The organism is Pseudaquabacterium rugosum (assembly GCF_038066575.1).
Lineage (GTDB): Bacteria > Pseudomonadota > Gammaproteobacteria > Burkholderiales > Burkholderiaceae_C > Pseudaquabacterium > Pseudaquabacterium rugosum.
Map to the genome: position 1 here is coordinate 127,683 of NZ_JBBUTF010000005.1, position 24,039 is coordinate 151,721.

19 protein-coding genes and 1 tRNA gene are annotated in these 24,039 nt (G+C 71.5%); 10 read left to right on the forward strand and 10 right to left on the reverse strand.

The window, feature by feature from the left end; translation table 11 throughout:
• Nucleotides 1-6: 6 nt before the first annotated feature.
• The 3 genes from ispE to AACH11_RS06570 all read right to left on the reverse strand — a co-directional run bounded on the left by ispE (nt 7) and on the right by AACH11_RS06570 (nt 3,377).
• Nucleotides 7-921, reverse strand: a complete 915-nt coding sequence (ispE, locus tag AACH11_RS06560; RefSeq protein ID WP_341373401.1) for a 4-(cytidine 5'-diphospho)-2-C-methyl-D-erythritol kinase — start codon at nt 919-921, stop codon at nt 7-9.
• A 69-nt stretch (nt 922-990) separates the two neighbouring features.
• Nucleotides 991-1,515, reverse strand: a complete 525-nt coding sequence (locus tag AACH11_RS06565; protein ID WP_341373402.1) for a lipoprotein insertase outer membrane protein LolB — start codon at nt 1,513-1,515, stop codon at nt 991-993.
• Nucleotides 1,516-1,568: 53 nt separating this feature from the next.
• Nucleotides 1,569-3,377, reverse strand: coding sequence for a tetratricopeptide repeat protein (locus AACH11_RS06570; protein WP_341373403.1), 1,809 nt, complete (start codon nt 3,375-3,377; stop codon nt 1,569-1,571).
• Between the two features lie 232 nt (nt 3,378-3,609).
• On the opposite strand from AACH11_RS06570, the gene mutM reads away from it, so the two are divergent.
• The 3 genes from mutM (at nt 3,610) to mutY (ending at nt 8,019) form a co-directional block, all read left to right on the forward strand.
• The gene (mutM, locus tag AACH11_RS06575; RefSeq protein WP_341373404.1) at nt 3,610-4,533 is read left to right on the forward strand and encodes a bifunctional DNA-formamidopyrimidine glycosylase/DNA-(apurinic or apyrimidinic site) lyase; all 924 of its coding nucleotides are present in this window, start codon (nt 3,610-3,612) and stop codon (nt 4,531-4,533) included.
• A 179-nt stretch (nt 4,534-4,712) separates the two neighbouring features.
• Nucleotides 4,713-6,725 carry a dynamin family protein gene (locus tag AACH11_RS06580; protein ID WP_341373405.1) on the forward strand — a complete coding sequence of 671 codons (2,013 nt, stop codon included), beginning with the start codon at nt 4,713-4,715 and terminating at the stop codon, nt 6,723-6,725.
• A gap of 142 nt (nt 6,726-6,867) precedes the next feature.
• Nucleotides 6,868-8,019: an A/G-specific adenine glycosylase gene (mutY, locus tag AACH11_RS06585; RefSeq protein ID WP_341373406.1), complete on the forward strand. Its 1,152-nt coding sequence runs from the start codon at nt 6,868-6,870 to the stop codon at nt 8,017-8,019.
• On the opposite strand, the gene AACH11_RS06590 is transcribed toward mutY, so the two are convergent.
• From AACH11_RS06590 to AACH11_RS06605, 4 genes are read right to left on the reverse strand one after another with little or no spacing between them, the layout of a single operon-like run.
• Nucleotides 8,006-8,638: an LON peptidase substrate-binding domain-containing protein gene (locus AACH11_RS06590; RefSeq protein WP_341373407.1), complete on the reverse strand. Its 633-nt coding sequence runs from the start codon at nt 8,636-8,638 to the stop codon at nt 8,006-8,008. The two genes, mutY and AACH11_RS06590, sit on opposite strands and share 14 nt — an antisense overlap.
• Before the next feature lie 26 nt (nt 8,639-8,664).
• Entirely contained in the window at nt 8,665-9,606 is a 942-nt protein-coding gene (gene rapZ, locus AACH11_RS06595) for an RNase adapter RapZ (protein ID WP_341373408.1), read from the reverse strand.
• Entirely contained in the window at nt 9,603-11,336 is a 1,734-nt protein-coding gene (recN, locus tag AACH11_RS06600) for a DNA repair protein RecN (protein ID WP_341373409.1), read from the reverse strand. Before recN ends, rapZ begins: the two co-directional genes overlap by 4 nt.
• A 19-nt stretch (nt 11,337-11,355) precedes the next feature.
• Nucleotides 11,356-12,231 (reverse strand): NAD kinase, encoded by an 876-nt coding sequence (locus tag AACH11_RS06605; RefSeq protein WP_341373410.1) that lies wholly within the window; start codon nt 12,229-12,231, stop codon nt 11,356-11,358.
• Nucleotides 12,232-12,350: 119 nt separating this feature from the next.
• On the opposite strand from AACH11_RS06605, the gene hrcA reads away from it, so the two are divergent.
• The gene (gene hrcA / locus AACH11_RS06610; RefSeq protein WP_341373411.1) at nt 12,351-13,388 is read left to right on the forward strand and encodes a heat-inducible transcriptional repressor HrcA; all 1,038 of its coding nucleotides are present in this window, start codon (nt 12,351-12,353) and stop codon (nt 13,386-13,388) included.
• Nucleotides 13,389-13,415: 27 nt separating this feature from the next.
• Nucleotides 13,416-13,494: transfer RNA gene (locus AACH11_RS06615), tRNA-Ile, on the forward strand.
• Between the two features lie 19 nt (nt 13,495-13,513).
• On the opposite strand, the gene AACH11_RS06620 is transcribed toward AACH11_RS06615, so the two are convergent.
• The 3 genes from AACH11_RS06620 to AACH11_RS06630 all read right to left on the reverse strand — a co-directional run bounded on the left by AACH11_RS06620 (nt 13,514) and on the right by AACH11_RS06630 (nt 16,759).
• Nucleotides 13,514-15,172 (reverse strand): GGDEF domain-containing protein, encoded by a 1,659-nt coding sequence (locus AACH11_RS06620; RefSeq protein WP_341373412.1) that lies wholly within the window; start codon nt 15,170-15,172, stop codon nt 13,514-13,516.
• A 438-nt stretch (nt 15,173-15,610) separates the two neighbouring features.
• On the reverse strand, nt 15,611-16,099 hold the full coding sequence (locus tag AACH11_RS06625; RefSeq protein ID WP_341373413.1) for an outer membrane lipoprotein: 489 nt from the start codon (nt 16,097-16,099) through the stop codon (nt 15,611-15,613).
• Between the two features lie 102 nt (nt 16,100-16,201).
• Nucleotides 16,202-16,759, reverse strand: coding sequence for an HNH endonuclease (locus tag AACH11_RS06630; protein ID WP_341373414.1), 558 nt, complete (start codon nt 16,757-16,759; stop codon nt 16,202-16,204).
• Between the two features lie 307 nt (nt 16,760-17,066).
• Here AACH11_RS06630 and AACH11_RS06635 point away from each other — a divergent pair, with 307 nt between their 5' ends.
• The 5 genes from AACH11_RS06635 to AACH11_RS06655 all read left to right on the forward strand — a co-directional run bounded on the left by AACH11_RS06635 (nt 17,067) and on the right by AACH11_RS06655 (nt 23,994).
• Nucleotides 17,067-17,789, forward strand: a complete 723-nt coding sequence (locus AACH11_RS06635) for a TetR/AcrR family transcriptional regulator (RefSeq protein ID WP_423228698.1) — start codon at nt 17,067-17,069, stop codon at nt 17,787-17,789.
• 108 nt (nt 17,790-17,897) lie between these two features.
• Nucleotides 17,898-19,694, forward strand: coding sequence for an acyl-CoA dehydrogenase C-terminal domain-containing protein (locus AACH11_RS06640; RefSeq protein ID WP_341373415.1), 1,797 nt, complete (start codon nt 17,898-17,900; stop codon nt 19,692-19,694).
• Between the two features lie 79 nt (nt 19,695-19,773).
• Nucleotides 19,774-20,238, forward strand: coding sequence for a DUF2147 domain-containing protein (locus AACH11_RS06645; RefSeq protein ID WP_341373416.1), 465 nt, complete (start codon nt 19,774-19,776; stop codon nt 20,236-20,238).
• A 65-nt stretch (nt 20,239-20,303) separates the two neighbouring features.
• The gene (locus AACH11_RS06650; RefSeq protein ID WP_341373417.1) at nt 20,304-22,712 is read left to right on the forward strand and encodes a 3-hydroxyacyl-CoA dehydrogenase/enoyl-CoA hydratase family protein; all 2,409 of its coding nucleotides are present in this window, start codon (nt 20,304-20,306) and stop codon (nt 22,710-22,712) included.
• Nucleotides 22,713-22,764: 52 nt separating this feature from the next.
• Nucleotides 22,765-23,994: an acetyl-CoA C-acyltransferase gene (locus AACH11_RS06655; RefSeq protein ID WP_341373418.1), complete on the forward strand. Its 1,230-nt coding sequence runs from the start codon at nt 22,765-22,767 to the stop codon at nt 23,992-23,994.
• Nucleotides 23,995-24,039: the final 45 nt, after the last annotated feature.

Genomic DNA, 24,039 nt, shown 5'->3' on the forward strand with positions numbered 1-24,039 from the left:
AAACCTTCAGCTGACCCAGTCCACCAGAGGGTGGCGGGACAAGCTGCGACATGTTCTTGCCGCCCATGCAGCGGGATGGTCATCCTGCTGCGCTGTCGCCTTGGGCGGCTGTTGCATGTCGATCCTGGCGAACACTGCGCTGCCGGAGCCTGACATACGACTGTTGCCGTATCGGGTTTCCAGCCACCGGGCCACTTGCGTGACTTCGGGGCATTCGGCTTCGGCGGCGGCTTGCAGATCGTTGTATCCGTAACCTGTTGTGCAGGTTGCTGATCCGTTCTGCGTCGCTGCGTCTGCTTCGTTGCGTTTCGCGTTGTGCGCTAGGAAGTCCATGACTATAGATGGCTTTGTGGACCTGCGCAAGAGGGGCGACGAAAAAATTTTGGAGGTCGCGATCGAGGCCGCCGGTTTGACGACCACGTAGGTCGATTCCGGCAGTTCGATGGGCGTCAGCCGTTCACCGATGCCTTCGACGAAGGCGTTGTGGCCGCCGATGAAGAAGGGCACGTCCGCGCCCAGCGTCACCGCCAGCGCGGCCAGCCGTTCGCGGGGCCAGTGCAGGCCCCACAGGCGGTTGAGCGCCAGCAGCGTGCTGGCCGCATCCGAACTGCCGCCGCCCAGACCGGCCCCCCAGGGCACCTGCTTGTCGATCGAGATGTCGGCGCCTGCGCTGCAGCCCGAGGCCTGTTGCAGCGCGCGTGCGGCCCGCAGGCACAGGTCGTCCGCGGGCAGGGCCGGGCCCAGGTCGTGGCGTTGCAGACGGCCGTCGCTGCGGCGCTCGAAGTGCAGCGTGTCGGCCCAGTCGATCAGCGCGAACACCGATTGCAGCAGGTGGTAGCCGTCATCGCGCCGTCCGATGATGTGCAGGAACAGGTTGATCTTGGCCGGTGCGGGCACGTCGAGCAGGGCGGTCAGGCTCACGGTATCGAAGACAGGGCGGTCGAGAGGAAAAGGAGGGCGGCCTGGGTGATCGTGCAGGCCGTCCGCGGGTCAGCTGGGATCGCGTTCCAGCCGTACACGCAGGCTCAGGGGTGGGCCGGGCTCTGCGCGACGCATGTCCAGCAGGCCGTCGTTCAGGCCGCGGGTGTCGATCCGCCAGCCCAGTTGGGTGAACCCGTCGGCCGTGGCGCGTGCGGCCGCGCCGTCCCAGGGGCGGCCATCCAGCCAGTCGAACAGGGCCGCCAGCGGCAGGGTTTCGCCCAGCAGGTCCTGGGACAGGCGGTCCAGATCGGGGTAGTCCTGCTGGCTGGCGCCCTGCTGCAGGCTGGCGCCGCGCGGGCTCCAGCTGGCCTGGGCCGCCGTGGTGCCCAGCGGCGAGTTCAGCATCAGTCGGCCTTCGCGCGCGCTGCCATAGAGCTCGAAGGCGGAGGTGAAGCTGCGGCTGTCCTCCCCTTCGGTGCGCAGGGCCAGCCGTCCGGCATGGCGCGGTCGTGCCGGTTGGCCGGGGCTGGCGCAGCCACCGAGCAGCGCCAGGGCGGCGGGTGCCGGCCACAGGACGGCCGTGACCCGGGGCATCGCGGCGGACATCAGGGCCTGCAAGGCCTGCCGACGCGTCGGAGCCGCTGCGCTCACGGCGTCACCCGCAGCCGCTGCAGGGTCTCGCGCAGCACCGCGTTGTCGGCGTCGCGCTCGCGGGCCTCTCGCCACAGCCGGCGCGCGTCGTCCTGCTGGCCGACGCTCCACAGCACCTCGCCCAGGTGGACGGCGATCTCCGGATCCGGCCGTGCCGCATAGGCCTGGCGCAGCAGGCGCAGCGCCTCGTCAGTCCGGCCGAGCCGGAACTCGACCCAGCCCAGGCTGTCGGTGATGAAGGGGTCCCCCGGGGTCAGTTCCAGCGCGCGGCGGATCAGGTCGCGCGCCTCGTCCAGGCGCAGGCCGCGATCGGCCAGCGAGTAACCCAGCGCGTTGTACGCGTGGGCATGGTCCGGCTTCAGCGCGATCACGCGGCGCAGCAGGGCCTCCATGCGGTCGAGCCGATCGAGCTTTTCCTCGACCATCGCGTGTTCGTAGATCAGGTCGGTGTCTTCAGGGCGTTGGACGACGGCCTGTTCCAGCAGGGCGCCGGCTTCGCGCCACGCCTTGGCCTCGCGCAGCAGCTGCACCTCGGTGACCACTTTCGCGCGGGCGTCCTCGCCGGTGCGCTCGGGGGCGGCCCGAATCAGTGCGCGGGCCTGATCCAGCGTGCCGCCGCGGCGCAGCAGCAGGGCGGCCCGTCGGCCCTGCACCTCGAGTGCCCGCTGTGGGTTGTCGATGCGCGCCAGCCAGGCGTCGGCGGCAGGCAGATCGCCGCGTTGCTCGGCGGCCTGGGCCAGCAGCAGCCAGGCCTGGGTGCGGCCTTCCTCGCGGTCGGTGGCCGGGGCGTCGTCGGTCTCGTCGGCGTCGGCTTCGACCTCGTCACCGCCCGGGCTGCCGGCCTGCCGTGCGGCACGTTCGGCTTGCTGGCGGGCGTCGTCGGCTGCGGCCTCGTCCAGGCGCTGCAGATAGGTCTGCAGCGCCTGTTCGGCCGCCTGGGGCTGACGCAGTTCCAGTTGCATCGCCCCCAGCGTCAGCCAGGGTTCCGGCAGGCGGGGTTGCTCGCGCGTGACGCGGTCGAGCTGGGCCAGGGCATCGCCGTAGCGTTGTTGCAGGGCCAGCTGGCGCACCCAGGCCAGGCGCACGGCCGGCAGCGCGCCGGGCTGCGCCAGGTAGCGCAGCACCAGGGCCTCGGCCTCGGGTTGGCGCGCGGCCTGGTCGAGTGCGAGCAAGGCCGGGCCGGGGGCGTCGGGCTGGGCCTGCTGCAGGGCGCCGGCCAGGGCCAGGGCCTCGGTCTGACGGCCGGCGGCCAGCAGCAGCTGGGCACGGGCCATGCCGGCCGCCATGCGGGTGGCGGGTGGTTCGCGCCAGGGTTCGAGCACCTGTTCGCCGAGCTGGAGCGCCTGGGCGCGGTCCTCGATGCGGCCCAGCAGGCGTGGCACGTTGGCGAGCACGCCCAGGCGTTCGTCGTCACGGGCCAGCTTCAGCCAGCTCGACAGCGGCTCGACCAGTTCGCCCGCACGGTTCATCGCCAGCAGCAGCTGGGCCTGGTAGCGCAATGGTTCGACCGCGCGCGGCCGGGCCCGGCGCCAGGCCTGGACGGCGCTCAGGGCCTGTTCGCCGGCGCGGGCTTCCAGCGCGATCTGTACCGCGCGCTCGTAGAGCTGGTCGTCGTTCTGGCGCCGTGCCGCGTCGAAGATCACCTCGTAGGCATTGCCGGCATGGCCCTGGCGCAGCTCGATCTCGCCGATCAGCAGCTGGTAGAACAAGGGCGCATCCATCGCCGAGCGTTGCGGCACGGGGGCCGGCGGTGCGGCATCGGTCGCCGCCAGGGCGGCCGGCGTCGCCAGCAGCCCCGCCAGCAAGGCGGACAGGGCGGACAGGACCGCTGGGCAGCGACGGGCGCGGCCGGGGCGGAGCGGGACTGCGGACGGGCCGGACATGGGGACTCCCTGGGCGTAGAGGTGTCTGCGCGGCACGTCCGGCGAGGCGCGGTCGGGGCTGCGCCGGCAGTCCGCCGCGGGGCCCGGCCGCGCACGGGCGGCGCTGCAGGTGCAGGCCATTCTAGGGAGCGGTGCGCCCCGCATAATGTTCCACATGCCGGAGTTGCCCGAGGTTGAAGTCACGCGGCTCAGTCTGGCCGATCGTCTGCTGGGTGCGCGCCTGGTCTGGGTGCGTCTGGGCAAGCCCCTGCGCTGGCCGCTCGGTATCGCGCCGCAGACCCTGCACGGGGCCCGGCTGGGAGCGATGCAGCGGCGCGGCAAGTACCTGTGGCTGCCGCTGCTGCCGGCCGACGGGCCGCACGTGACGGTGCCGGAGGAGCCTGCCCCGAACCTGGCCCCGGGTCTGCACGGCGGACCGGGTCTGCTGCTGCATCTGGGCATGTCCGGCGCGCTGCAGTTCGATGCGACCCTGCGGTGGCCCTGGTCGGCCGCAGGCGCTGCGCCGGATCTGCCGCCACTGCCCCCTCACGTCCATCTGCAGCTGGGGACCGACCAGGGCCTGCTCGGTCTGCATGACCCGCGCCGTTTCGGCGCCGCGGTCTGGTCGGCGGCACCTGACCAGGCGCCGGCGGCCACCCTGCTGGCGCGTCTGGGCGACGAACCCTTCGATCCGTCACTGACGCCTGAGCGGTTCCACGCCCGGCTGCAGCGCCGGCGCTGCGCGATCAAGCTGGCCCTGCTGGCCGGTGACATCGTGGTGGGCGCCGGCAATATTTACGTCAGCGAGGCCCTGCACCGCGCCGGCATCGATCCGCGTGCCCGCGCCGATCGCATCAGCCGGCCGCGCGCGGCGGCCCTGCTGGCGGCCTTGCGCGAGACGCTGGGCCAGGCCATCGCACTCGGTGGCAGCACCCTGCGCGACTTCCGTGACGTGCACGGGATGGCCGGCGCCTTCCAGCAGCAGGCCCTCGTCTACGCCCGCGAGGGCGAGGCCTGTCGGCGTTGCGGCGCCACCGTGCGGCGCATCGTCCAGGGCCAGCGCAGCACCTTCTTCTGCGCCGGCTGCCAGCGCCGCTGAGTCGGCGTCGGGCCGCTGTCCGCTGATGCTGTGCGTTGTCCCGTCTTGTCAAGACCGAGGTCTGCCACGAGGGGGGCGTGCTTTCGTGGCAATGTGCACGGGGCCGTCAAAACTTGTACGCCCGGTCACACGCCGCACAGGGCCTGCGCTAGCATGCAGGCCGATAGCTACGCCCGCCCATGACGCCTGCGCTCCACACTGGTCTCGACGCCTTGACGGTCTGGCGCCGCTCGCTGGACCGGGCACTCGGCCAGCTCAACACCCTGCTGGCCGACGAGGACCTGCTCGATGACAGCGCGCAGGCGCTCGCCGCCAGCCTGCGCCAGCGCCTGGCCAGTGACCGCCTGGTCGTGGCTTTCGTCGCCGAGTTCTCGCGCGGCAAGTCCGAGCTGATCAACGCCCTGTTCTTCGGCGACACCGGCTGCCGCATCCTGCCGGCCACCCCCGGCCGCACCACGATGTGCCCGGTCGAGCTGGCCTGGGAGCCTGCCCAGCCGCCCAGTCTGGCCCTGCTCGACATCGACACCCGCCGTCTCGGCCAGACCGTCAGCGCGCTGCGCGATGCCGAGCAGCAGTGGGTGCGTCGCACGCTGCCGCTCGATGACCCGGCTTCGCTGGCCAAGGCCTTCGAGGAACTGCGTCGCTCGCGCCACGTCAGCATCGACGAGGCCCGGGTGCTGGGCTTCTGGGATGACAGCCAACCCGACGACAACCCGCCGCAGGACGAGCGCGGTCTCGTCGAGGTGCCGGCCTGGCGTCACGCGCTGATCAACTACCCGCATCCGATGCTCGAGCGGGGCCTGGTCGTCATCGACACGCCGGGTCTGAACGCGATCGGTGCCGAGCCCGAATTGACGCTGGGCCTGCTGCCCACCGCCCACGCCGTGGTCTTCCTGCTGGCGGCCGACACCGGCGTCACCCGCTCCGATCTGGCGGTCTGGCGCAACCATCTGGGTGAGCAGGGCTGTGACCGTTACGTCGTGCTCAACAAGATCGACATGCTGGAGGACCCGCTGCTGACCTTGCAGCAGGTCCAGGGCCAGCTCGAGACCCAGTGCCACGACGTGATGCGCACGCTGAAGCTGCCGGCACGGCGTCTGTTCCCGATGTCGGCCCGCCGGGCGCTCAACGCCCGCATCTGCGGCGATGCCCACGCGCTGGAGGCCAGCGGTCTGCCGGCACTGGAGTCGGCGCTGCATGACGAGCTGCTGCCACGGCAGTCGCAGGTTCTCGGCCGTCTGGTCGGTGACGGGACGCGCAATCTGCAGCGCACGGCCTTGCGCCGCATCGACGAGCGCACCCGCACCGTGCATGACCAGCTGGCCGAGCTGCAGTCGCTGCGCGGCAAGAGCGCCGCACGCCTGGCGCTGATGAACAGCCGGGTCGAGAAGGAAGCCGCCGAGTTCGAATCCTGCGTGCCCAAGCTGGGTGCGCTGCGTGGCGTGCTGGGCCGGCAGCTGGCGGACGTGCTGGCGATGCTCTCGGCCGACCGGGTGCGTGATGCGGTGCGCCGCATGCGTCGCGAGAGCCAGTCCAGCCTGCTGCGCCTGGGCGCCAGCCGGGCCTTCAACGAGATGGGGCAATCGCTGCGCCAGACCCTGTCCGACGTCGAGCGCCGTTGCGCCGAGATGGAGGACATGCTCGCGGCCAGCCAGCGCCAGCTCAACACGGAGTTCGGCTTTTCGCTGGCCGTCAATTCGCGTCCGGCGCTCAGTAGCTTCATCGACGAGCTGTCCGCCATCGAGCAGGTCCATGCCCGCTATCTCGGACTGACCCAGCTCTGGCGTCAGGCCCAGCCCGGCTTCATGGATCAGTTCTCGCGCATGCTGGCCGTCAAGTTGCGCAGCCTGTTCGAGGCGGTGGCCGTCGAGATCGAGCTCTGGGCCAAGGCCGCCAGCAGCCAGATCGATGACCAGCTGCGCGAGCGGCGCCGCTCGCTGGCGCAGCGCCGCGAGGCCTACGGCCGCATCCAGGGTGCCGAGACCGATCTCGAACAGAGCATCGAGGAGCTGCAGGCCCGTTTGCGCGAGGCCCAGCGCCTGGCGGAGCGGGTCGGCCAGCAGGTCGGTCTGCTGATCGAGCAGGTCGAGGCCGGGCCGCACGGCCTGCCGGCAGGCGACGAGCCCATCGTCGTCGAGGCCATCGAGCAACGCGTGCAGCGCGTGGCCAGCACCGCCGGCGCGGCCGCCTGACGGTCCGGCCTGCCGCCGACCCGGTCGGCGCCGTGCGGTGCGCCGGCCCGCTACCATCGGCGCGATGCCTTCCCGCCGAGCCCTTCCTGCCCTTGATGCGCCGGTGCCTGCCGGTGCCGGTCCTGCCGTACCCGCCGGTGTCGTGCCTGTCGCCCCCGACCGTGTGGCGGTCTGGTCCGCGACCGAGGCCCCGGCCTCAGGCCTGTCCGCACAACTGATCGCCTGGCAGCGGCAGCATGGCCGCCATGCGCTGCCCTGGCAGGGCACGCGGGACCCGTACCGCGTCTGGCTGTCCGAAATCATGCTGCAGCAGACCCAGGTCACCACGGTGCTTGGCTACTACGAGCGTTTCCTGCAGCACTTTCCGGATGTCGCCGCGCTGGCCGCTGCACCGCAGGACGCGGTGCTGGCCCAGTGGGCCGGGCTCGGCTACTACAGCCGGGCGCGCAATCTGCACCGCTGTGCACAGGACGTGGTGGGCCGTTTCGGCGGCGCCTTCCCGTCCGATCCGGCCGATCTGGAGAGCCTGCCGGGCATCGGCCGCTCGACGGCTGCGGCCATCGCCGCCTTCTGCTTCGGCCGTCGCACGGCGATCTGCGATGGCAACGTCCGGCGTGTGCTGTCCCGGGTGCTGGGTTTCGACGAGGATCTGGCCCAGGCCGCCGCCCAGCGTCGGTTGTGGGACATCGCCGAGGCGCTGCTGCCGGCACAGGACATCGAGGCCTACACCCAGGGGCTGATGGATCTGGGCGCCACCTTGTGCACCCCGCGCCGGCCGGACTGTGAGCGGTGCCCCTGGCGCGACACCTGCGTGGCCCGGGCCCAGCAGCGCCAGGCCGACTACCCGCGTCGCAGCCGGCGTCTGCAACGCGGTCGCCGCGACATCGTCTGGCTGTGGCTGCAGGAGGCCGATGGCGCTGTCTGGCTGTGCCAGCGGCCGCAGACGGGCATCTGGGCCGGCTTGTGGTGCCTGCCCGAGTGCGATGACCTGGCGCAGGCCCGGGCGGTGGGCGCCGCGCTGGGTGTCCGTCCGCAGGTGCTCGCGCCGTTCAAGCATGTGCTCACCCATCAGGATCTGTGGCTGCAGCCGGTGCTGCTGCGCCTGTCTCCTGATGTGGACGTGCAGGCCGTCGAGCGCCATCTGCGGGGGCTCGGTCCGCAGGAGCCCGTGCCGGCCGCCTGCCGGCGGGTCCTGCCGCATCAACGGGCCGCGCATGGCCTGCCGGCACCGCTGCAGCGGCTGCTGGAGAGCCCGCCGCAGCCGGCGCCAGCCGACCTGTTCAGCCCCGGCTGACGATGCCCTTCTCGATCAGGTAGTCCTGCACCAGCTGCAGCCGCAGCCGTGGGTCGTCGAGTGCCATCAGGCGCTGCCGGGCGGCCAGCGTGATCGACAGCAGTTCGCACCAGCGGTTGGCGATCCAGCCGGCGTCGTCGTAGCGGTAAGGGCTCAGGAAGGGCGTCTCGCCCTTGGTGTGCAGGGTGTCGACGGCGCGTCGCAGTGCGTCGCGGGCCGGCTGCAGCGCCTCGTCGACCGGCGTGATCGCCTCCTTGGTCCAGCTCTGGGCATGGGCCAGCCACAGGCCGTCGCTGGCCTGGCGCGGGTCCTGCAGCGAGAAGCGCACGCCGCCACGGCAGCGCAGCTGCAGGATGCCGGCCTGTTCTGCATCGACGGCATCGATGTGGGCCAGCGTGCCGACGGTTTCGAGCCGCGTGGCGTCGTTCGACGTGCGCTGCACCTCGCCGCCCTGCTGCAGGCAGACCACGCCGAAGGGCTGACCGCTGCGCAGGCAACGGCTGACCATGTCCAGATAGCGCGCCTCGAACACCCGCAGGTGCAGCAGGCCGCCCGGAAAGAGCACGGCCTGCAGCGGAAACAGCGGCAGGGCCGGATCGACGGCGGCTTCCGGATCCACCGGGGCGGGCGGTTGGCTGCTGGCGCTCACAGGCTGTCGAGCTCGCGGTGGCGGATCAGGGTGGCGCCGTGGTCGGCGAAGCGCCGCCCCAGCTGTTCGACCATGTACACCGAGCGGTGCTGGCCGCCCGTGCATCCTATCGCCACGGTGACGTAGCCGCGCTGGTCCATCGCCAGGGTCGGCAGCCAGCGGCGGATGAACGATTCGATCTGGGCCAGCAGTTCGGCCGCCTCGGGTTGCTCGGACAGGAACTGCGCCACGGGCGCATCCCGGCCGGTCAGCGGCCTCAGTTCGCGCACGTAGTACGGGTTGGGCAGCATGCGCACGTCGAACACGTAGTCGGCATCCAGCGGCACGCCGTACTTGAAGGCGAAGCTCTGGAACACCAGCGTGAGCCGGTGGCCGGTGTGGGCCACCAGCGCGCCGACCTGCTGGCGCAGCCCCGCCGGCTTGAGCGTGCTGGTGTCGACGACGATCGACATCTCGCGCAGCCCCGACAGCATCAGGCGTTCGATCTCGATCGCGTCGATCAGCGCGTGCTGGCCGGCGCCGGCCTCGGCATGGCTGAGCGGGTGCGGGCGGCGCGTCTCGGAGAAGCGGCGCACGAGCGTGTCGGTGCTGGCGTCGAGGAACAGCGGCTTGACCGTCACGCCTTCCTGTCGCAGCTCGGCGATCAGTGGCACCAGCACCGGCAGTGAGCTGGCGGTGCGCACGTCGACGGCGATGGCCACGCGCTCGGTGTAGCGCGGGTGCTGCAGCTCCATGTAGTGGCGCAGCAGTTCCGGCGGCAGGTTGTCGACGCAGAAGTAGCCGGCGTCCTCCAGCGCATGCAGGGCCACCGACTTGCCCGAGCCCGAGATGCCGCTGATCAGCACCAGCTCGCGCACGCCGTGGTGGCCGATGGCGGCGGCCGGGCTCGAGGGGGCGGTCTCGCCGGTGGGCTGCGGGTGGTCGGGGGTCGTGCTCATGTCTTGCTGGCGCGGCGGCGGGCGGCGGGCATGCCCGGGGTGCCCTCGTCGGGTGCGGTGGGGCGGGTTCGGGTCTGTTGCAGCATGGCCTGGGCATGGGCCAGGCTGGTGCCGGCCATGCGTTCACCGCCCAGCATGCGGGCGACCTCGGCCACGCGGGCCGGGCCCTGCACCGGCGCCACGTGGCTGGCGGTGCGGCCGTCGGCCTGGGCCTGTTTGGCCACGACATAGTGCTGGTCGGCGCAGGCCGCGACCTGGGCCAGATGGGTGACCGCCAGCACCTGACGGTTGCGGCCGAGCTGCTTCATCAGCGCGCCGACCGTGTCGCCGACGGCGCCACCGATGCCGGCGTCGATCTCGTCGAAGATCAGGGTGGCGGCGCCGTCAGGGTCGGCCTGGACGGTGGTCACGGCAATCGCCAGCGCCAGCCGCGACAGCTCGCCGCCCGAGGCGACCTTGGCGAGTGCCCGCGGCGTGCTGCCTGCATGGCCGGCCACGCGCAGCTCGGGCTGTTCCAGCCCGTGGGGCGAGGGTTCGTCGAGCGGCAGCAGCGCGACCTCGAAGCGGCCGCCGGCCATGCCCAGCTGCTGCATGGCCTGGGTGACCGAGGTGGCCAGCGGGCCGGCGGCGCGCTGGCGCAGCGCGCTGACCGCCCGTGCGGTCTCCCGCCAGGCCTGATCGGTGCGCGTCAGCGTGGCCCGCAGCGCATCCAGGTCGGCCGCGGCATCCAGCGCGGCGAGCTCGGTGCGCCACTGCAGCCGCAGCGCCGGCAGATCCGGCGGCGAGCGCCGGTAGCGGCGGGCCAGCGTCAGCCAGGCGCCGAGCCGGGCGTCGACCTCGGCCAGCCGGTCGGGTTCGGGCTCGGCATCGGCCAGATAGGCCGACAGGCCGTGGACCGCATCGCGCAGGGCGGCCTGGGCACTCTGCAGCGTGTCGACCAGCGGCTGGAGGTGTGCGCTGTCATGGGCGAGTACGTCGCCCAGGCCGTCGAGTGCGCGGCCCAGCAGCGCCTCGGCGTTGTGCTCCTCGGTCTCGCTGAGCCACTGCAGGGACTGCTGCGCGGCGTCGATCAGCGACTGGGCATGGGCCAGGCGTTGCTGCTCGGCCGACAGCTCGGCCCATTCACCTTCGGCGGGGGCCAGACGGTCGATTTCCTCCAGCTGCCAGCTCAGGCGTTCGCGCTCGCGGGCGAGTTCGGCCTGCTGGCGTTCGGCGCGCTGCAGCGCCTCGGCGGCCTGGCGCCGGGCTGCCCAGGCGGCGTTCATCGGGCCGGCGTCGACACCGGCCTGGCGGTCGAGCAGGGCGCGCACGTCGCCCGGGCGCGTCAGTCCCTGCCAGGCGTGCTGGCCGTGGATGTCGACCAGCCAGGCCGCCGCTTCGCGCAGCTGGGCGACGGTGGCCGGGCTGCCGTTGATCCAGGCGCGGCTCTTGCCCTGCGCGTCGACGGTGCGCCGCAGCAGCAGGGCGGCTTCCGTGTGGTCGAAGCCCGCCTCCTCCAGCCACGGCCGCACGGCGTCCGGGGTGTCGAACTCGGCGCTGATCTCGGCGCGTGCCGCGCCCTCGCGCACCACGCCGGCATCGCCCCGGTTGCCCAGCGCCAGCTGCAGGGCGTCGATCAGGATCGATTTGCCTGCACCGGTCTCGCCGGTCAGCACCGAGAAGCCGCCATGGAAGTCCAGCTCCAGCGTCTGGACGATAACGAAATCACGCAACGTCAGCCGTCGCAGCATCGGTCACCCCGTACGGCCATCACACCACCCCTTCGTACCAGCGCAGCTTGCGGCGCAAGGTCGCGTAATAGCTCCAGCCCCGCGGGTGCAGGAAGCGCACCTTGTGTGCCGAGCGCTGCACCCGCACCTGGTCGCCGTGCAGCAGGCTGGCCAGCCCCTGCATGTCGAAGTTGGCCGAGGCGTCGCGGCCGGCGACCACCGTCATGCGGATCTCGGCCGAATCGGGCAGCACGATCGGCCGGTTGCTCATCGTGTGGCTGGCGATCGGCACCAGGATCCAGCCACCGATGCGCGGATGCAGGATCGGCCCGCCGGCCGACAGCGAATAGGCGGTCGAGCCGGTGGGCGAGGACAGCACCAGACCGTCGGCGCGGATGTTGGCGACGAACTCGTCGTCGATGTCGACGCGGATCTCGATCATGCTGGCCAGCGCCCCGCGGCTGACGACCACGTCGTTGAGCGACAGGCCCTCGAAGATGCGTTCGCCGTCGCGCCAGACCGCGCCTTCGAGCATGGCGCGCGGGTCTTCCTCGTAGTCGCCGGCCAGCAGCGGGCCGAGCGCCTCGCGCCACTGGTTCAGCGGCACATCGGTGATGAAGCCCAGGCGGCCCTGGTTGATGCCGACCAGCGGCACGTCGTGACGGGCGAGTTCGCGGGCGATGCCCAGCATGGTGCCGTCACCGCCGACGACCACGGCCAGATCGCAGCGGCGGCCGATGCCCTCGGCATCGAGCGACTCGAACTCGGTGATGCCGGTGTTCAGCGCGGTCTGACGCTCGATCGAGACCTCGAGGCCCTGGCGCACCAGCACGTGCGCGATGTCCTCCAGCAGCGGCCGGATGCCCTCGGCCTGGTACTTGCCCACCAGAGCGGCATGTTGGAAGCGGCCCGACATGCGGCGGATTACACCACAGCACCTGTGACCGTCCGTACGGTCCCGCCGTTGGGCGGGCCTGGCACCGGCGGCGTATCCTTACAATCGAAAAGCCGACCCCCCCGAGCTGCCTGCGCAAGATGGACGAGCGTGCCCGCACCCTGCTGAAGACCCTGGTCGAGCGCTACATTGCCGACGGCCAGCCCGTCGGCTCGCGCACGCTGTCCAAGGCCTCCGGCCTGGAGCTGTCGCCGGCGACCATCCGCAACGTGATGGCCGATCTGGAAGAGCTGGGTCTGATCGCCAGCCCCCACACCAGTGCCGGCCGGGTGCCGACCCCGCGGGGCTACCGCCTGTTCGTCGACACCATGCTGACGGCCCGGGCGCTGGATCTGTCCGATCTGTCCCAGTCGCCGGCCGACGTGGCCAGCGTGCGTGACCAGTTGCAGGCCGCCGACCAACCGCAGCGGGTGATCGCCCAGGCCGCGCAGGTGCTGTCCAGCCTGTCGCACTTCGTCGGCGTGGTCACCGCGCCCAAGCGCACCAGCGTCTTCCACCACATCGAGTTCCTGCGCCTGGGCGAGAAGCGGGTGCTGGTGATCCTGGTGGCGCCCGATGGCGATGTGCAGAACCGCGTCATCATCACCGCGCGCGACTACAGCCCCTCGGAGCTGGTCGAGACCAGCAACTTCCTCAATGCCCACTACTGCGGCCTCGGCCTCGACGAGGTGCGTGAGCGCCTGCGCGGCGAGATCGACACGCTGCGCGGCGAGATCGCGCAGCTGATGCAGGCCGCCGTCCAGGCCGGCACCGAGATGGCCGAGCGCAGCGAGCAGGTGGTGGTCTCCGGCGAGCGCAACCTGCTGGGCGTGCAGGACTTCGGCCATGACATGGGCTCGCTGCGCAAGATGTTCGATCTGTTCGAGCAGAAGACCGAGCTGATGCGCCTGCTGGAGAACTCCAGCCGCGCCGACGGCGTGCGCATCTACATCGGGGGTGAGAGCGGCGTCGTGCCTTACGAGGAGTTGTCGGTGGTGTCCTCGCCCTACGAGGTCGACGGCCAGCTGGTGGGCACGCTGGCCGTGATCGGTCCGACCCGCATGGCCTACGATCGCATGATCCAGCTGGTCGATGTCACCGCCCGTCTGGTGGGCAACGCACTGTCCGGACCGCGCTGAGCCGGCCTAGAATCCACGGCTCGCAGGGGGCCGCTAGCTCATGCTTGGTTAGAGCAGCAGACTCATAATCTGTTGGTGCCGTGTTCGACTCACGGGCGGCCTACCACCACCTCTGCTGTCCGCCTTCACCAGGCGGATTCGACCTGCAGCGACTGGCCGTCGTTGCGCTCCTTCGCACGGAACATGCACGCGTCGGCGCGCTGCATCAGGCCATCCATCGTGTCGCCCGGACGCGCCGAGGCCACGCCGATGCTGATGCTGGCACGCAGGGCCGGCCAGTCGTCCCAGCGCAGCGCGCTGACGCGCTCGCTGATGCGCTCGCAGACCTGGCGTGCCGTGTCCAGCGTCGAGTGCGCGAACAGCACGACGAACTCATCGCCGCCCAGGCGGGCTGCGACGTCATAGTCGCGCACGGACTGGCGCAGCACATCGGCGATGCCGCGCAGTGCCGCATCGCCCGCACCGTGCGAGTGCAGGTCGTTGATCGCCTTGAAGTCGTCGACGTCGATCAGCGCCACGCACAGCGTTTGCGGCAATACCGCCCCGCGACCGAGCAGGCGCTGCAGGCGGTGCTCGAAGCTGCGGCGGTTGGCGATGCCGGTCAGCGCGTCCTCGAAGCTCAGCCGCTCCAGTTCCCGCGAGCGTTCAGCCAGCTGCTGCAGATGGCGGCGGGTGTAGCGCACGTCGAGCTGGGCCTGCACCACGCGCTGGCGGTTCTCCAGCGATTCCGCGCGCAGCAGCTGTTCGCGACGCCGCATCTGCCGCTCGTCATCCAGCGCCAGATCGAAGCGGCCCATCGCCTTGTGGATCTGGGTGCGCAGCATGCGCGCCAGGCCTTCCATGGGCTCGAATCCGGCCTGCGCGGCCGCTTCGAGCAGCCGGGTCGCCGCGCCCTGGGCCGAGCCCATCGAGCGGCCGGACCAGTCCAGCTCGGCGCGCAGCCAGTGGCCGAGCAGCCGCGTCCAGGCGTCGGCGCGCGGGCTGCCGGCTTCAAGCATCAGGGGGCGTGCGCCCTGTCGCCGGGCCGATTCCAGCTCGCCGGACCAGATCTGGCACAGCGCCCGCGCACAGCGTCCGAGCCGTTGCAGACGACGGCCCATGCCGGGTGCGCCGGCCATGGCTGGCGGTGCGTCCGCATCCCACAGCGCGGCACAGGCGTGCAGGCGCTCGCGCAGCAGCGCCGTGTCGGGCATCTGGCCGGCGTAGTAGCGCTCGCGGAACAGCCTCAGCAGTTCGTTGAAGGCCAGGCCGGCTCCCGCCCAGAGTGCGAGCGATGGCTCCGTCAGGCGCGCCGCATCGGCCGCGGCGGCGGTGAATTCGGCTTCGGCGGCCTCGGTGCTGCCGGCCCAGGCGTAGACCATGCCGAGCTGGCAGGCGATGCGCACGGACAGGGCTGCGTCCGGCAGCCGTTCAGCCAGGCGCTGGGCGAGCAGGGCGGTCTCGACCGCTTCTTCATGGCGGCCGCAACCGCTGGCCGCGTCGGCCAGCAGGCCCAGCACGCGCGCTTCGGTCGGGGCGTCCAGGCCGCCGTTCTGGGCCTGCAGCAGCTTGAGCGCACGGCGTGCCGATGGCAGGGCGCGGCGGTGGCAGCCGACCAGGTTGTCGTGCAGCGCGAGTGCGGTCAGCGCCTCGGCCTGCGTGGCCGCATGGCCCCGCTCCTCGCCCTGCTTGAGTTGAGCGGCCGCGCTGCGGCGCGCGGCCTCATGCTGGTCGGATTCCAGGAGTTCCAGCGCCTCGTGGAGCGGCTGGTTCAGGTCGACGTCGACAGGTTCTCGGGCGCCCATGGAGATCACAGGTGGGTTCTGACCATCCGGCGAGGAGCCGGTGCACGGGCCGCGAGGGGCATCGGAGGTGGGCGCGGCGTTCAGCGCCAGATCCCGGGTCGCGGCAACGACAGAACTGCTCATGCTAGGTGACCTAGGGGGGGCCGGAGAATCCTTCAAGTCCGGTGGGACATTGACACCGGACCCGCCCGCAGCGGCGCGGGCTGACCTCTGCGGACTGTGCACCTGAAGCGCACAGCCTTGTCCACAGATCGGGGCGGTGTGGCGCGGCGGTCGCGAGTTATTCCACGAAGTCCCCGCCTTCTGCACAGGGTTGCCCACATGGGGCCCCGGGCGGCCGTGCCGTGACGCATCCGAAAAATTTTCCGGTTGACAGCGGGCTTGGCTTGCATCTCGACGTGGCGGGCCGTGCGGCCGGGGCGGGCCCGTTCCGGGCGCTCAGGGGGCCGATGCGCCGACCGGCGGGGCCTTCATCACGCGGATCTTGCCGGCGCTGCCGATCAGCAGCACCGCGTCCCCGGCCTGGAGCTGTTCCTGGCCCTGGGCCTGGATGATGGCGCGCCGCTCACCGGTGCGGGCGAGCTGCACCAGGATCTCGACGGCCTGTTCGCGGGTCGACAGCCGCTCGACCGCGTTGCCGGCCACCGCGCCGGCGACGGCGGCCAGCACGCCGACGGCGGCCGCCTCGCGGCGGCCCCCGACCGAGGCGCCGGCGATGCCGCCGACGACCGCACCGGTGACACCGCCCGCGCCGCTCTGGCTGCCATCGATCACCACCGGACGCACGCTGAGCACGACGGCGTCGGTCACCGTCGACAGGCGTTGCGCGTCGGCGCGGTCGATGACGTCAGGGCTGCTGGTGCTGCAGCCCGACAGGACAGTCAGGCCGACCAGCAGGGCGGTCAGGGGAAGGCGGATCAGGCGCATGGCGGGGTGGGCGGCACGCGGGCCGCGCAGGATATCGATCCCGCTATGGTGCCTGCAAGCTGTTGCCGGTTCCCTGCCGCACCGTCATCCCCATGTCGCGGATCAGCCGTGAAGGCGGCTGCTGATCGGCACGCTCGCCATCAGGAACTCCATCTGGTCGACCACGATGCGCCGGCCGCGCAGGATCATGTCCTCGTGCAGATTGGGCACGTAGGGCAGGTAGAGCAGGCTCATGCGGGCCTCCTCGGGCAGCCGGCTGCCCTTGCGGCCGTTGCAGGCCTTGCAGGCGGTGATGCAGTTCATCCAGCCGTCACGGCCGCCACGGCTGGTGGGCACGATGTGCTCGCGCGTGAGCTGGTCGAAGGTGAAGCGGCCGCCGCAGTAGGCGCACAGATGGCGGTCGCGCACGAACAGCTTGGCATTGCTGAGCGCCGGCTGCTGGCGCCAGGCGCGGCTGGGGATGGTCCCGCGCACCGCGATGATCGGATGGACCTCGATGCGCGATTGCAGGCCGGTGGTGCGCTGGATGCCGCCGCGCAGCACCTGGAAGGCGCGCCCCAGCGTCCAGGCCACGCCATCGCTGGCATAGAGCACCGCCGCCTCGCGCGCGCTGATCCAGGCCTGCGGGCGGCCGGATACATCGAGCTGCAGAACGTCCAAGGACACCTCCTCGAGCAGGAAACGCCGGAACAACAGGCCCTGACCCGCCGTGCCGTCGTGCCGCCTGACTCGGGCAGCCCCCGGTGCGGGATCGATCCAATCCGCTTAGCGTAGCGCAAACACGTGACAGGGCCCAGTGCGCCCGCGCATGGGCCCGCGCACCGGCCCGAGATGTGTCGGCCTGGTGGGATGCGAGGGGACGGCTGTCGCCGATCCCAGGGTTGTCCCGGGTCTTCAGTGAGGTCGCGCGGCATCAAAATAGAACGACCGTTCGTTTTATTGCGTGACACAGCGCGCCTCCTTCACCATGAGCCGACTTCCTGATCCCGGCGCCACCGGGCCCGCCTCGTCCGCCAGCGGCCCCTCCGGCGCGGCCGTGCGGCGGCCGATGCGTGCGCTCGCGTCGGCGCCCAGGGCGCAGGCCAAGGGCCAGCACACCCGCGCGGTGATCCTCGATGCGGCGCTCGGTCTGGCCGCCCATGTCGGGCTGGAGGGCCTGTCCATCGGTGCGCTCGCCGAGATCACCACGATGAGCAAGTCCGGCGTCTTCGCCCACTTCGGCTCGCGCGAGGAGCTGCAGATCGCCGTCGTCGGCCAGTACCACGCCCGCTTCGATGCCGAGGTCTTCCGGCCCGCGCTGGCCGAGCCGCGCGGCCTGCCGCGGCTGCGGGCGCTCTACGCGGCCTGGCTGCGCCGGGTGACGGTCGAGATCGACTCGGGCTGCCTCTACATCAGCGGCGCCGTCGAGTTCGACGACCGGCCCGGTCCCGTGCGCGACGCGCTGGCGGCCATGGTCGAGACCTGGCGCCAGGCGCTGGCCCGCGCGGTGCGCCTGGCCGTCGACAGCGGCCATCTGCGCGCGGATTGCGATGTCGAGCAGCTGTTGTTCGAGCTGCACGGTCTGGTGCTGGCCTTGCACCATGACGCGCGCTTCCTGCGCCGGCCCGGCGCGGTCGAGCGTGCACAGCGCGGCTTCGATCGCGTCATCGCACCCTGGCTGCCGGCCGCAGCGCCGTCTCCCCGCGGCTGATGTCCGCCCGGCGCCGGAACCGGCGCCATCCCGTCCTGATCCCTGTTTCACCGCCTGCCGTACCCGCCGCCCGGTGCGCACCGCGCACCCTGACCGAGGAAGCCGACCATGCCGACCTACACCCCGCCGATCCGTGACCTGCAGTTCGTGCTCCACGAGATGTTCGACGCCGTCGGGACGTTGAAGCAGCTGCCGCCGCACGGCGAGCTCGATGCCGACACCGTCAACGCCGTGCTGGAGGAGGCCGGCAAGTTCGCTGCCGGCGTGATCGCGCCGCTGAACGCGCCCGGCGACATCCAGGGCTGCACGCTGGATCGCGACACGCACGCGGTGCGCACGCCCGAGGGCTTCAAGGCGGCCTATCAGGCCTATGTGGACGGCGGCTGGCCGGCGCTCAGCGTCGACCCCGCGCATGGCGGCCAGGGCCTGCCGCTGACGCTCAACCAGTGCCTCTACGAGATGCTCAACAGCGCCAACCAGGCCTGGACCATGTATCCGGGCCTCAGCCACGGCGCCTACGAATGTCTGCACGCCCACGGCACGCCCGAGCAGAAGGCGCTCTACCTGCCGCGGCTGACCAGCGGCGAGTGGACGGGCTCGATGTGCCTGACCGAGCCGCACTGCGGCACCGATCTCGGCCTGCTGCGCACCAAGGCCGAGCCGCAGGCCGACGGCAGCTTCCGGCTGACCGGCCAGAAGATCTTCATCTCGGCCGGCGAGCACGATCTGGCGGCCAACATCGTGCACCTGGTGCTGGCGCGGCTGCCGGACGCGCCGGCCGGCTCCAAGGGCATCTCGCTGTTCATCTGCCCGAAGTTCATCCCGCAGGCCGATGGGGGCCTGGGCGCGCGCAATCCGGTGTTCTGCAGCGGGCTGGAACACAAGATGGGCATCCACGGCAACAGCACCTGCCAGATGACGCTGGACGGCGCCACCGGCTGGCTGGTCGGCCAGCCGAACAAGGGCCTGGCGGCGATGTTCGTGATGATGAACGCGGCGCGTCTGGGCGTCGGCTGCCAGAGCCTGGGCCTGACCGAGGTCGCCTACCAGAACGCCGTCACCTATGCCCGTGACCGGCTGCAGATGCGCGCGCTGACCGGACCGAAGGCGCCCGACAAGCCGGCCGATCCGATCATCGTCCACCCCGATGTGCGCCGCATGCTGCTGACCGCCCGCGCGATGGCCGAAGGCGGTCGGGCGTTGCTGGTCTACACCGCGCTGCAGCTCGATACCGCGCTCGCCAGCGACGATGCCGACGAGAAGGCCGCCGCCGAGCGCCGGGTCGCGCTGCTGACGCCGGTGGTCAAGGCCTTCCTGACCGACAACGGCTGGACGGCGACCAGCGCCTGCATGCAGGTCTACGGCGGCCACGGCTACATCCGCGAGTGGGGCATGGAGCAGTTCGTGCGCGACGCCCGCATCAACATGATCTACGAGGGCACCAACACCATCCAGAGCCTGGACCTGCTGGGCCGCAAGGTGCTGGGCGACAACGGCAAGGCGCTCAAGGAGTTCGGCCGCGAGATCGCCGACTGGGTCGAGGAGCACGGCGTCACAGAGTCGATGCAGGAGTTCGTCAACCCGCTGGCCGACCTCGGCGACAAGGTGACCAAGCTGTCGACCGAGCTGGGCATGAAGGCCTTCGGCAATGCCGACGAGGTCGGCGGTGCGGCGGTCGACTACCTGCGCGTGGTCGGCCATCTGTGCTTCGCCTACCTGTTCGCCCGCGCGGCCCAGGTCGCGCAGGCGCGCATCGCGGCCGGCAGCGACGATCCGCACTACCGGGCCAAGCTGCATGTCGCGCGCTTCTACTTCGCCAAGCTGCTGCCGGAGACGGCCGCGCTGATCCGCAGTGCGCGCTCCGGCGTGGGCTCGCTGATGGCGATGGAGGCCGATCTGTTCTGAGATGATCGATAACGTCATGGTGGTGCGTCCGTCGCGGGTGCGCCGCCTTCCCGTCCGATCCATCCTGCCGGAGCCCGCCATGTCCTTCGCGTCCCGTACCGCCATCCGCCGCCTCGCCACCCTGTCCGTGCTGCCGCTGCTGCTGGGTGCGGCGGGCGTGCAGGCCCAGTCCACCCCGGTCGGCCTGTGGAAGACCATCGACGACGAGACCAAGGCCGAGAAGTCGCTGGTGCGCATCGTCGCCGGTGCGGACGGCGCGCTGGTCGGCAAGGTCGAGAAGATCCTCGATCCGCAGGCCAGGCCCGACGCGCGTTGCGACAAGTGCGAGGACGAGCGCAAGGACCAGCCCATCCTGGGCATGACCATCCTGCGCAAGGCCAAGGCCGCCGACGGCCAGGTCTGGGAGGGCGGCGACATCCTGGACCCGAACAAGGGCAAGGTCTACCGCCTGCGCCTGAAGCCGCTGGACGGCGGCGCACGGCTCGAGGTGCGCGGCTACCTGGGCCCCTTCTACCGCAACCAGATCTGGCAGCGCGTCGAGTGAACGCGCCGCGCCGGTCCCGGCTTCGCACCGGTGCCGGTACCTGACCCGAATCCCGAGGAGACGAGATGAACCGCTTCAATGTCCGCAAGGTGGCCGTGCTGGGCGCCGGCGTGATGGGTGCGCAGATCGCCGCGCACCTGGTCAACGTGCGCGTGCCGGTCGTGCTGTTCGACCTGCCGGCCAAGGAGGGGCCGGCCAACGGCGTGGCGCTCAAGGCGCTGGAGGGTCTGAAGAAGCTCAAGCCCTCGCCGATCGGCGTGGCCGATGAGCTGTCGCTGATCACGCCGGCCAACTACGGCGAGCACCTGGACCTGCTGGCCGGCTGTGACCTGGTGATCGAGGCCATCGCCGAGCGCATGGACTGGAAGCAGGCGCTGTACGCGCAGGTGGCCGCCCACATCGCGCCGCATGCCATCGTCGCCAGCAACACCTCGGGGCTGTCGATCGGTGCGCTGGCCCAGGCGCTGCCCGAGGCGCTGCGCCCGCGCTTCTGCGGCATCCACTTCTTCAACCCGCCGCGCTACATGCAGCTGGTCGAGCTGATCCCGACGGCCGACACCGATGCGGGCATCCTCGACGCGCTGGAGACCTTCGCCACCCGCACGCTGGGCAAGGGCGTGGTACGGGCCAAGGACACGCCGAACTTCATCGCCAACCGGGTCGGCATCGCCGGCATGCTGTCGACGATGCAGGAGGCCCAGCGCTACGGCCTGGGCTTCGATCTGGTCGATGACCTGACCGGCAAGAAGCTGGGCCGGGCCAGCTCGGGCACCTTCCGCACCGCTGATGTCGTCGGTCTGGACACCATGGCCCACGTCATCCGCACGATGCAGGAGACGTTGGGCCCGGGCAGGACCGAGGATCCTTTCCACGCCAGTTATGCGACGCCGCCGGTGCTGGCCGGCCTGATCGCCGCCGGCGCGCTGGGCCAGAAGACCAAGGCCGGCTTCTTCAAGAAGGTCGGCAAGGACATCCTGCGGCTGGATCCGGCGACCCAGCAGTACGTGCCGGCCGGCGCCAAGGCCGAGCCCATCATCGACCGCATCCTGAAGAAGCCGGCGGCCGAGCGGCTGAAGCTGCTGCGTGAGTCCTCCCACCCGCAGGCGCAGTTCCTGTGGGCCATCCTGCGCAACGCCTTCCACTACGCCGCCGTGCATCTGGCGTCGATCGCCGACAGCGCGCGCGAGGTGGATCTGGCCATGCGCTGGGGCTTCGGCATGAAGCAGGGCCCGTTCGAGCTGTGGCAGGAGGCCGGCTGGGCCCAGGTCGCGCAGTGGGTGGCCGAGGACATCGCCGCCGGCAAGGCGCTGAGCGACGCGCCGCTGCCCGGCTGGGTGAGCGCCGGTCCGGTGGCCGAGCGCGGTGGCGTGCACACGCCCGAGGGCTCGTGGAGCGCCGCCGAGGGCCGCTTCGTGCCGCGCAGCACGCTGCCCGTCTATGCCCGCCAGCGCTTCCCCGAGCGCCTGGGCGGCGAGGGCGGTGAGGACCCGCGCAAGGCCGGCACCGAGCTGCTGAAGAACGAGGAGGCCCGGCTGTGGACGCCGGACGGTCAGGTGCTGGTGCTGTCGCTGACCGGCAAGATGCACCTGATCGGCGACGGCGTGCTCGACGCGCTGGAGCGCGGCCTGGACGAGGCCGAGCGCGGCCACGCCGGGCTCGTGATCTGGTCGCCCGACGAGCCGTTCTCGGCCGGCGCCAATCTGGAGGCGCTGCTGCCGGTGTTCATGAAGCAGGGCGCCAAGGGCATCGAGCCGGTGGTGCGTCGCCTGCAGGAGCTGGTGCTGCGCCTGCGCCATGCCCAGGTGCCGACGGTCGCGGCGATCCGCGGCATGGCGCTGGGCGGTGGTTGCGAGCTGGCCGTGGCCTGTGCCCGCCGTGTCGCTCACCTGGAAAGCTATGTCGGTCTGGTCGAGGTCGGCGTCGGCCTGATCCCGGGCGGCGGCGGCCTGACCTACATCGCCCGCCGCGCCGCCGAGCAGGCGCTGGCCGCCGGCTCGACCGACTGGCTGGCCTTCCTCAAGGACGGCTTCCTGGCCGCGGCGATGGCCAAGGTCGGCACCAGCGCGCTGGAGTCCCGCCAGCTGGGCTACCTGCTGCCCGAGGACGTGGTCATCGCCCACCGCGACGAGCTGCTGCACGTCGCGCTGCAGCAGGTGCACGCGATGGCCGAGGCCAACTGGCGGCCGCCGGTCGAGCGCCTATTCCCGGTCGCCGGCCGTGAGGGCATCGCCACCATCCAGGCCCAGCTGGTGGGCATGCGCGACGGCGGGCTGATCACCGCCCACGATCTGCACCTGGGCCTGCAGATCGCGCAGGTGGTGTGCGGCGGTGACGTCGATGCCGGCAGCCTGGTCAGCGAGCGCTACCTGATGACGCTGGAACGCCAGCGCTTCTGCGCGCTGCTCGAACATCCCAAGACCCAGGCCCGCGTGATGAGCCTGCTGCAGGGCGGCGGCCGGCCGGTGCGCAACTGAGACGCCGGGCACCGGCCACCGACCTTCCCGCAGACTTCAGGAGACTGATTCCATGAGCAAGCAACTGACCGAGGCCTACATCGTCGCCGCGGCCCGCACGCCGATCGGCCGCAGCCACCGCGGTGTGTTCCGCGCGATGCGGCCCGATGACCTGCTGGTGGCCGCCATCCAGGGCGCGCTGGCCCAGGCCCCGGGGCTGGACCCGGCCGCCATCGAGGATGCCGTCATCGGCTGCGCGATGCCCGAGGGCGCCCAGGGCCTCAACATGGCCCGCGTGGCCGCGCTGCTGGCCGGCCTGCCGAAGTCGGTCGGCGGCGTGACCGTCAACCGCTTCTGCGCCTCGGGCCTGAGCGCGATCCAGATGGCGGCCGACCGCATCCGCGTCGGCGAGGCCGAGGTGATGATCGCCGGCGGTGCCGAGAGCATGAGCCTGGTGCCGATGACCGGCCACAAGCCCTCGTTCAACCCGGCCATCTTCGAGCGCGACGACAACCTGGGCATCGCCTACGGCATGGGCCTGACGGCCGAGAAGGTGGCCCAGCGCTGGAACGTCAGCCGCGCCGACCAGGACGCCTTCGCGCTGGAGAGCCACCGCCGCGCGATCGCCGCCCAGCAGGCCGGCGAGTTCGCCGACGAGATCGTGCCGGTGGAGGTCGTCAGCCGCAGCCCCGACCTGGCCAGCGGCGGTGTGCGCGAGCAGCGCCGCACCGTCAGCCTGGACGAGGGCCCGCGCGCCGACACCAGCCTGGAGGCGCTGGGCAAGCTCAGGCCGGCCTTCGCCGCACCGCTCGATCCGGCCGGTCAGGCCACCGGCATGGGCTCGGTGACGGCCGGCAACAGCTCGCAGACCAGTGACGGTGCCGGCTGCCTGATCCTGGCCAGCGAGGCGGCCGTGCAGCGCTTCGGCCTGCAGCCGCTGGCGCGCTTCGTCAGCTACGCCTCGCGCGGCGTGCCGCCCGAGATCATGGGCATCGGCCCGGTCGAGGCGATTCCGGCGGCGCTGAAGTCGGCCGGCCTCGCGCAGGCCGACCTGGACTGGATCGAGCTCAACGAGGCCTTCGCCGCGCAGTCGCTGGCCGTCATGCGCAGCTGCGGTCTGGATGCGGCCAAGGTCAACCCGATGGGCGGGGCGATCGCGCTCGGCCACCCGCTGGGGGCCACCGGTGCGATCCGGGCCGCCACCGTGGTGCACGCGCTGCGTCGCCGGCAGCTGAAGTACGGCATGGTCACGATGTGCGTGGGCACGGGCCAGGGCGCGGCCGGCATCTTCGAGCGCGTCTGACCGGCAGGGACCACCTCTGACGCCCGTCTGCCCGACCCCGACACC

Bases quoted from the DNA above. Each gene is read 5' to 3' on its own strand.
- AACH11_RS06650 (WP_341373417.1), top strand. From the start codon at position 20,304: ATGAACCGCTTCAATGTCCGCAAGGTGGCCGTGCTGGGCGCCGGCGTG.
- recN (WP_341373409.1), bottom strand. From the start codon at position 11,336: ATGCTGCGACGGCTGACGTTGCGTGATTTCGTTATCGTCCAGACGCTG.
- AACH11_RS06645 (WP_341373416.1), top strand. From the start codon at position 19,774: ATGTCCTTCGCGTCCCGTACCGCCATCCGCCGCCTCGCCACCCTGTCC.
- AACH11_RS06620 (WP_341373412.1), bottom strand. From the start codon at position 15,172: ATGGGCGCCCGAGAACCTGTCGACGTCGACCTGAACCAGCCGCTCCAC.
- AACH11_RS06635 (WP_423228698.1), top strand. From the start codon at position 17,067: ATGAGCCGACTTCCTGATCCCGGCGCCACCGGGCCCGCCTCGTCCGCC.
- AACH11_RS06655 (WP_341373418.1), top strand. From the start codon at position 22,765: ATGAGCAAGCAACTGACCGAGGCCTACATCGTCGCCGCGGCCCGCACG.
- mutM (WP_341373404.1), top strand. From the start codon at position 3,610: ATGCCGGAGTTGCCCGAGGTTGAAGTCACGCGGCTCAGTCTGGCCGAT.
- hrcA (WP_341373411.1), top strand. From the start codon at position 12,351: ATGGACGAGCGTGCCCGCACCCTGCTGAAGACCCTGGTCGAGCGCTAC.
- rapZ (WP_341373408.1), bottom strand. From the start codon at position 9,606: ATGAGCACGACCCCCGACCACCCGCAGCCCACCGGCGAGACCGCCCCC.
- AACH11_RS06565 (WP_341373402.1), bottom strand. From the start codon at position 1,515: ATGCCCCGGGTCACGGCCGTCCTGTGGCCGGCACCCGCCGCCCTGGCG.
- AACH11_RS06605 (WP_341373410.1), bottom strand. From the start codon at position 12,231: ATGTCGGGCCGCTTCCAACATGCCGCTCTGGTGGGCAAGTACCAGGCC.
- AACH11_RS06580 (WP_341373405.1), top strand. From the start codon at position 4,713: ATGACGCCTGCGCTCCACACTGGTCTCGACGCCTTGACGGTCTGGCGC.
- AACH11_RS06640 (WP_341373415.1), top strand. From the start codon at position 17,898: ATGCCGACCTACACCCCGCCGATCCGTGACCTGCAGTTCGTGCTCCAC.
- AACH11_RS06625 (WP_341373413.1), bottom strand. From the start codon at position 16,099: ATGCGCCTGATCCGCCTTCCCCTGACCGCCCTGCTGGTCGGCCTGACT.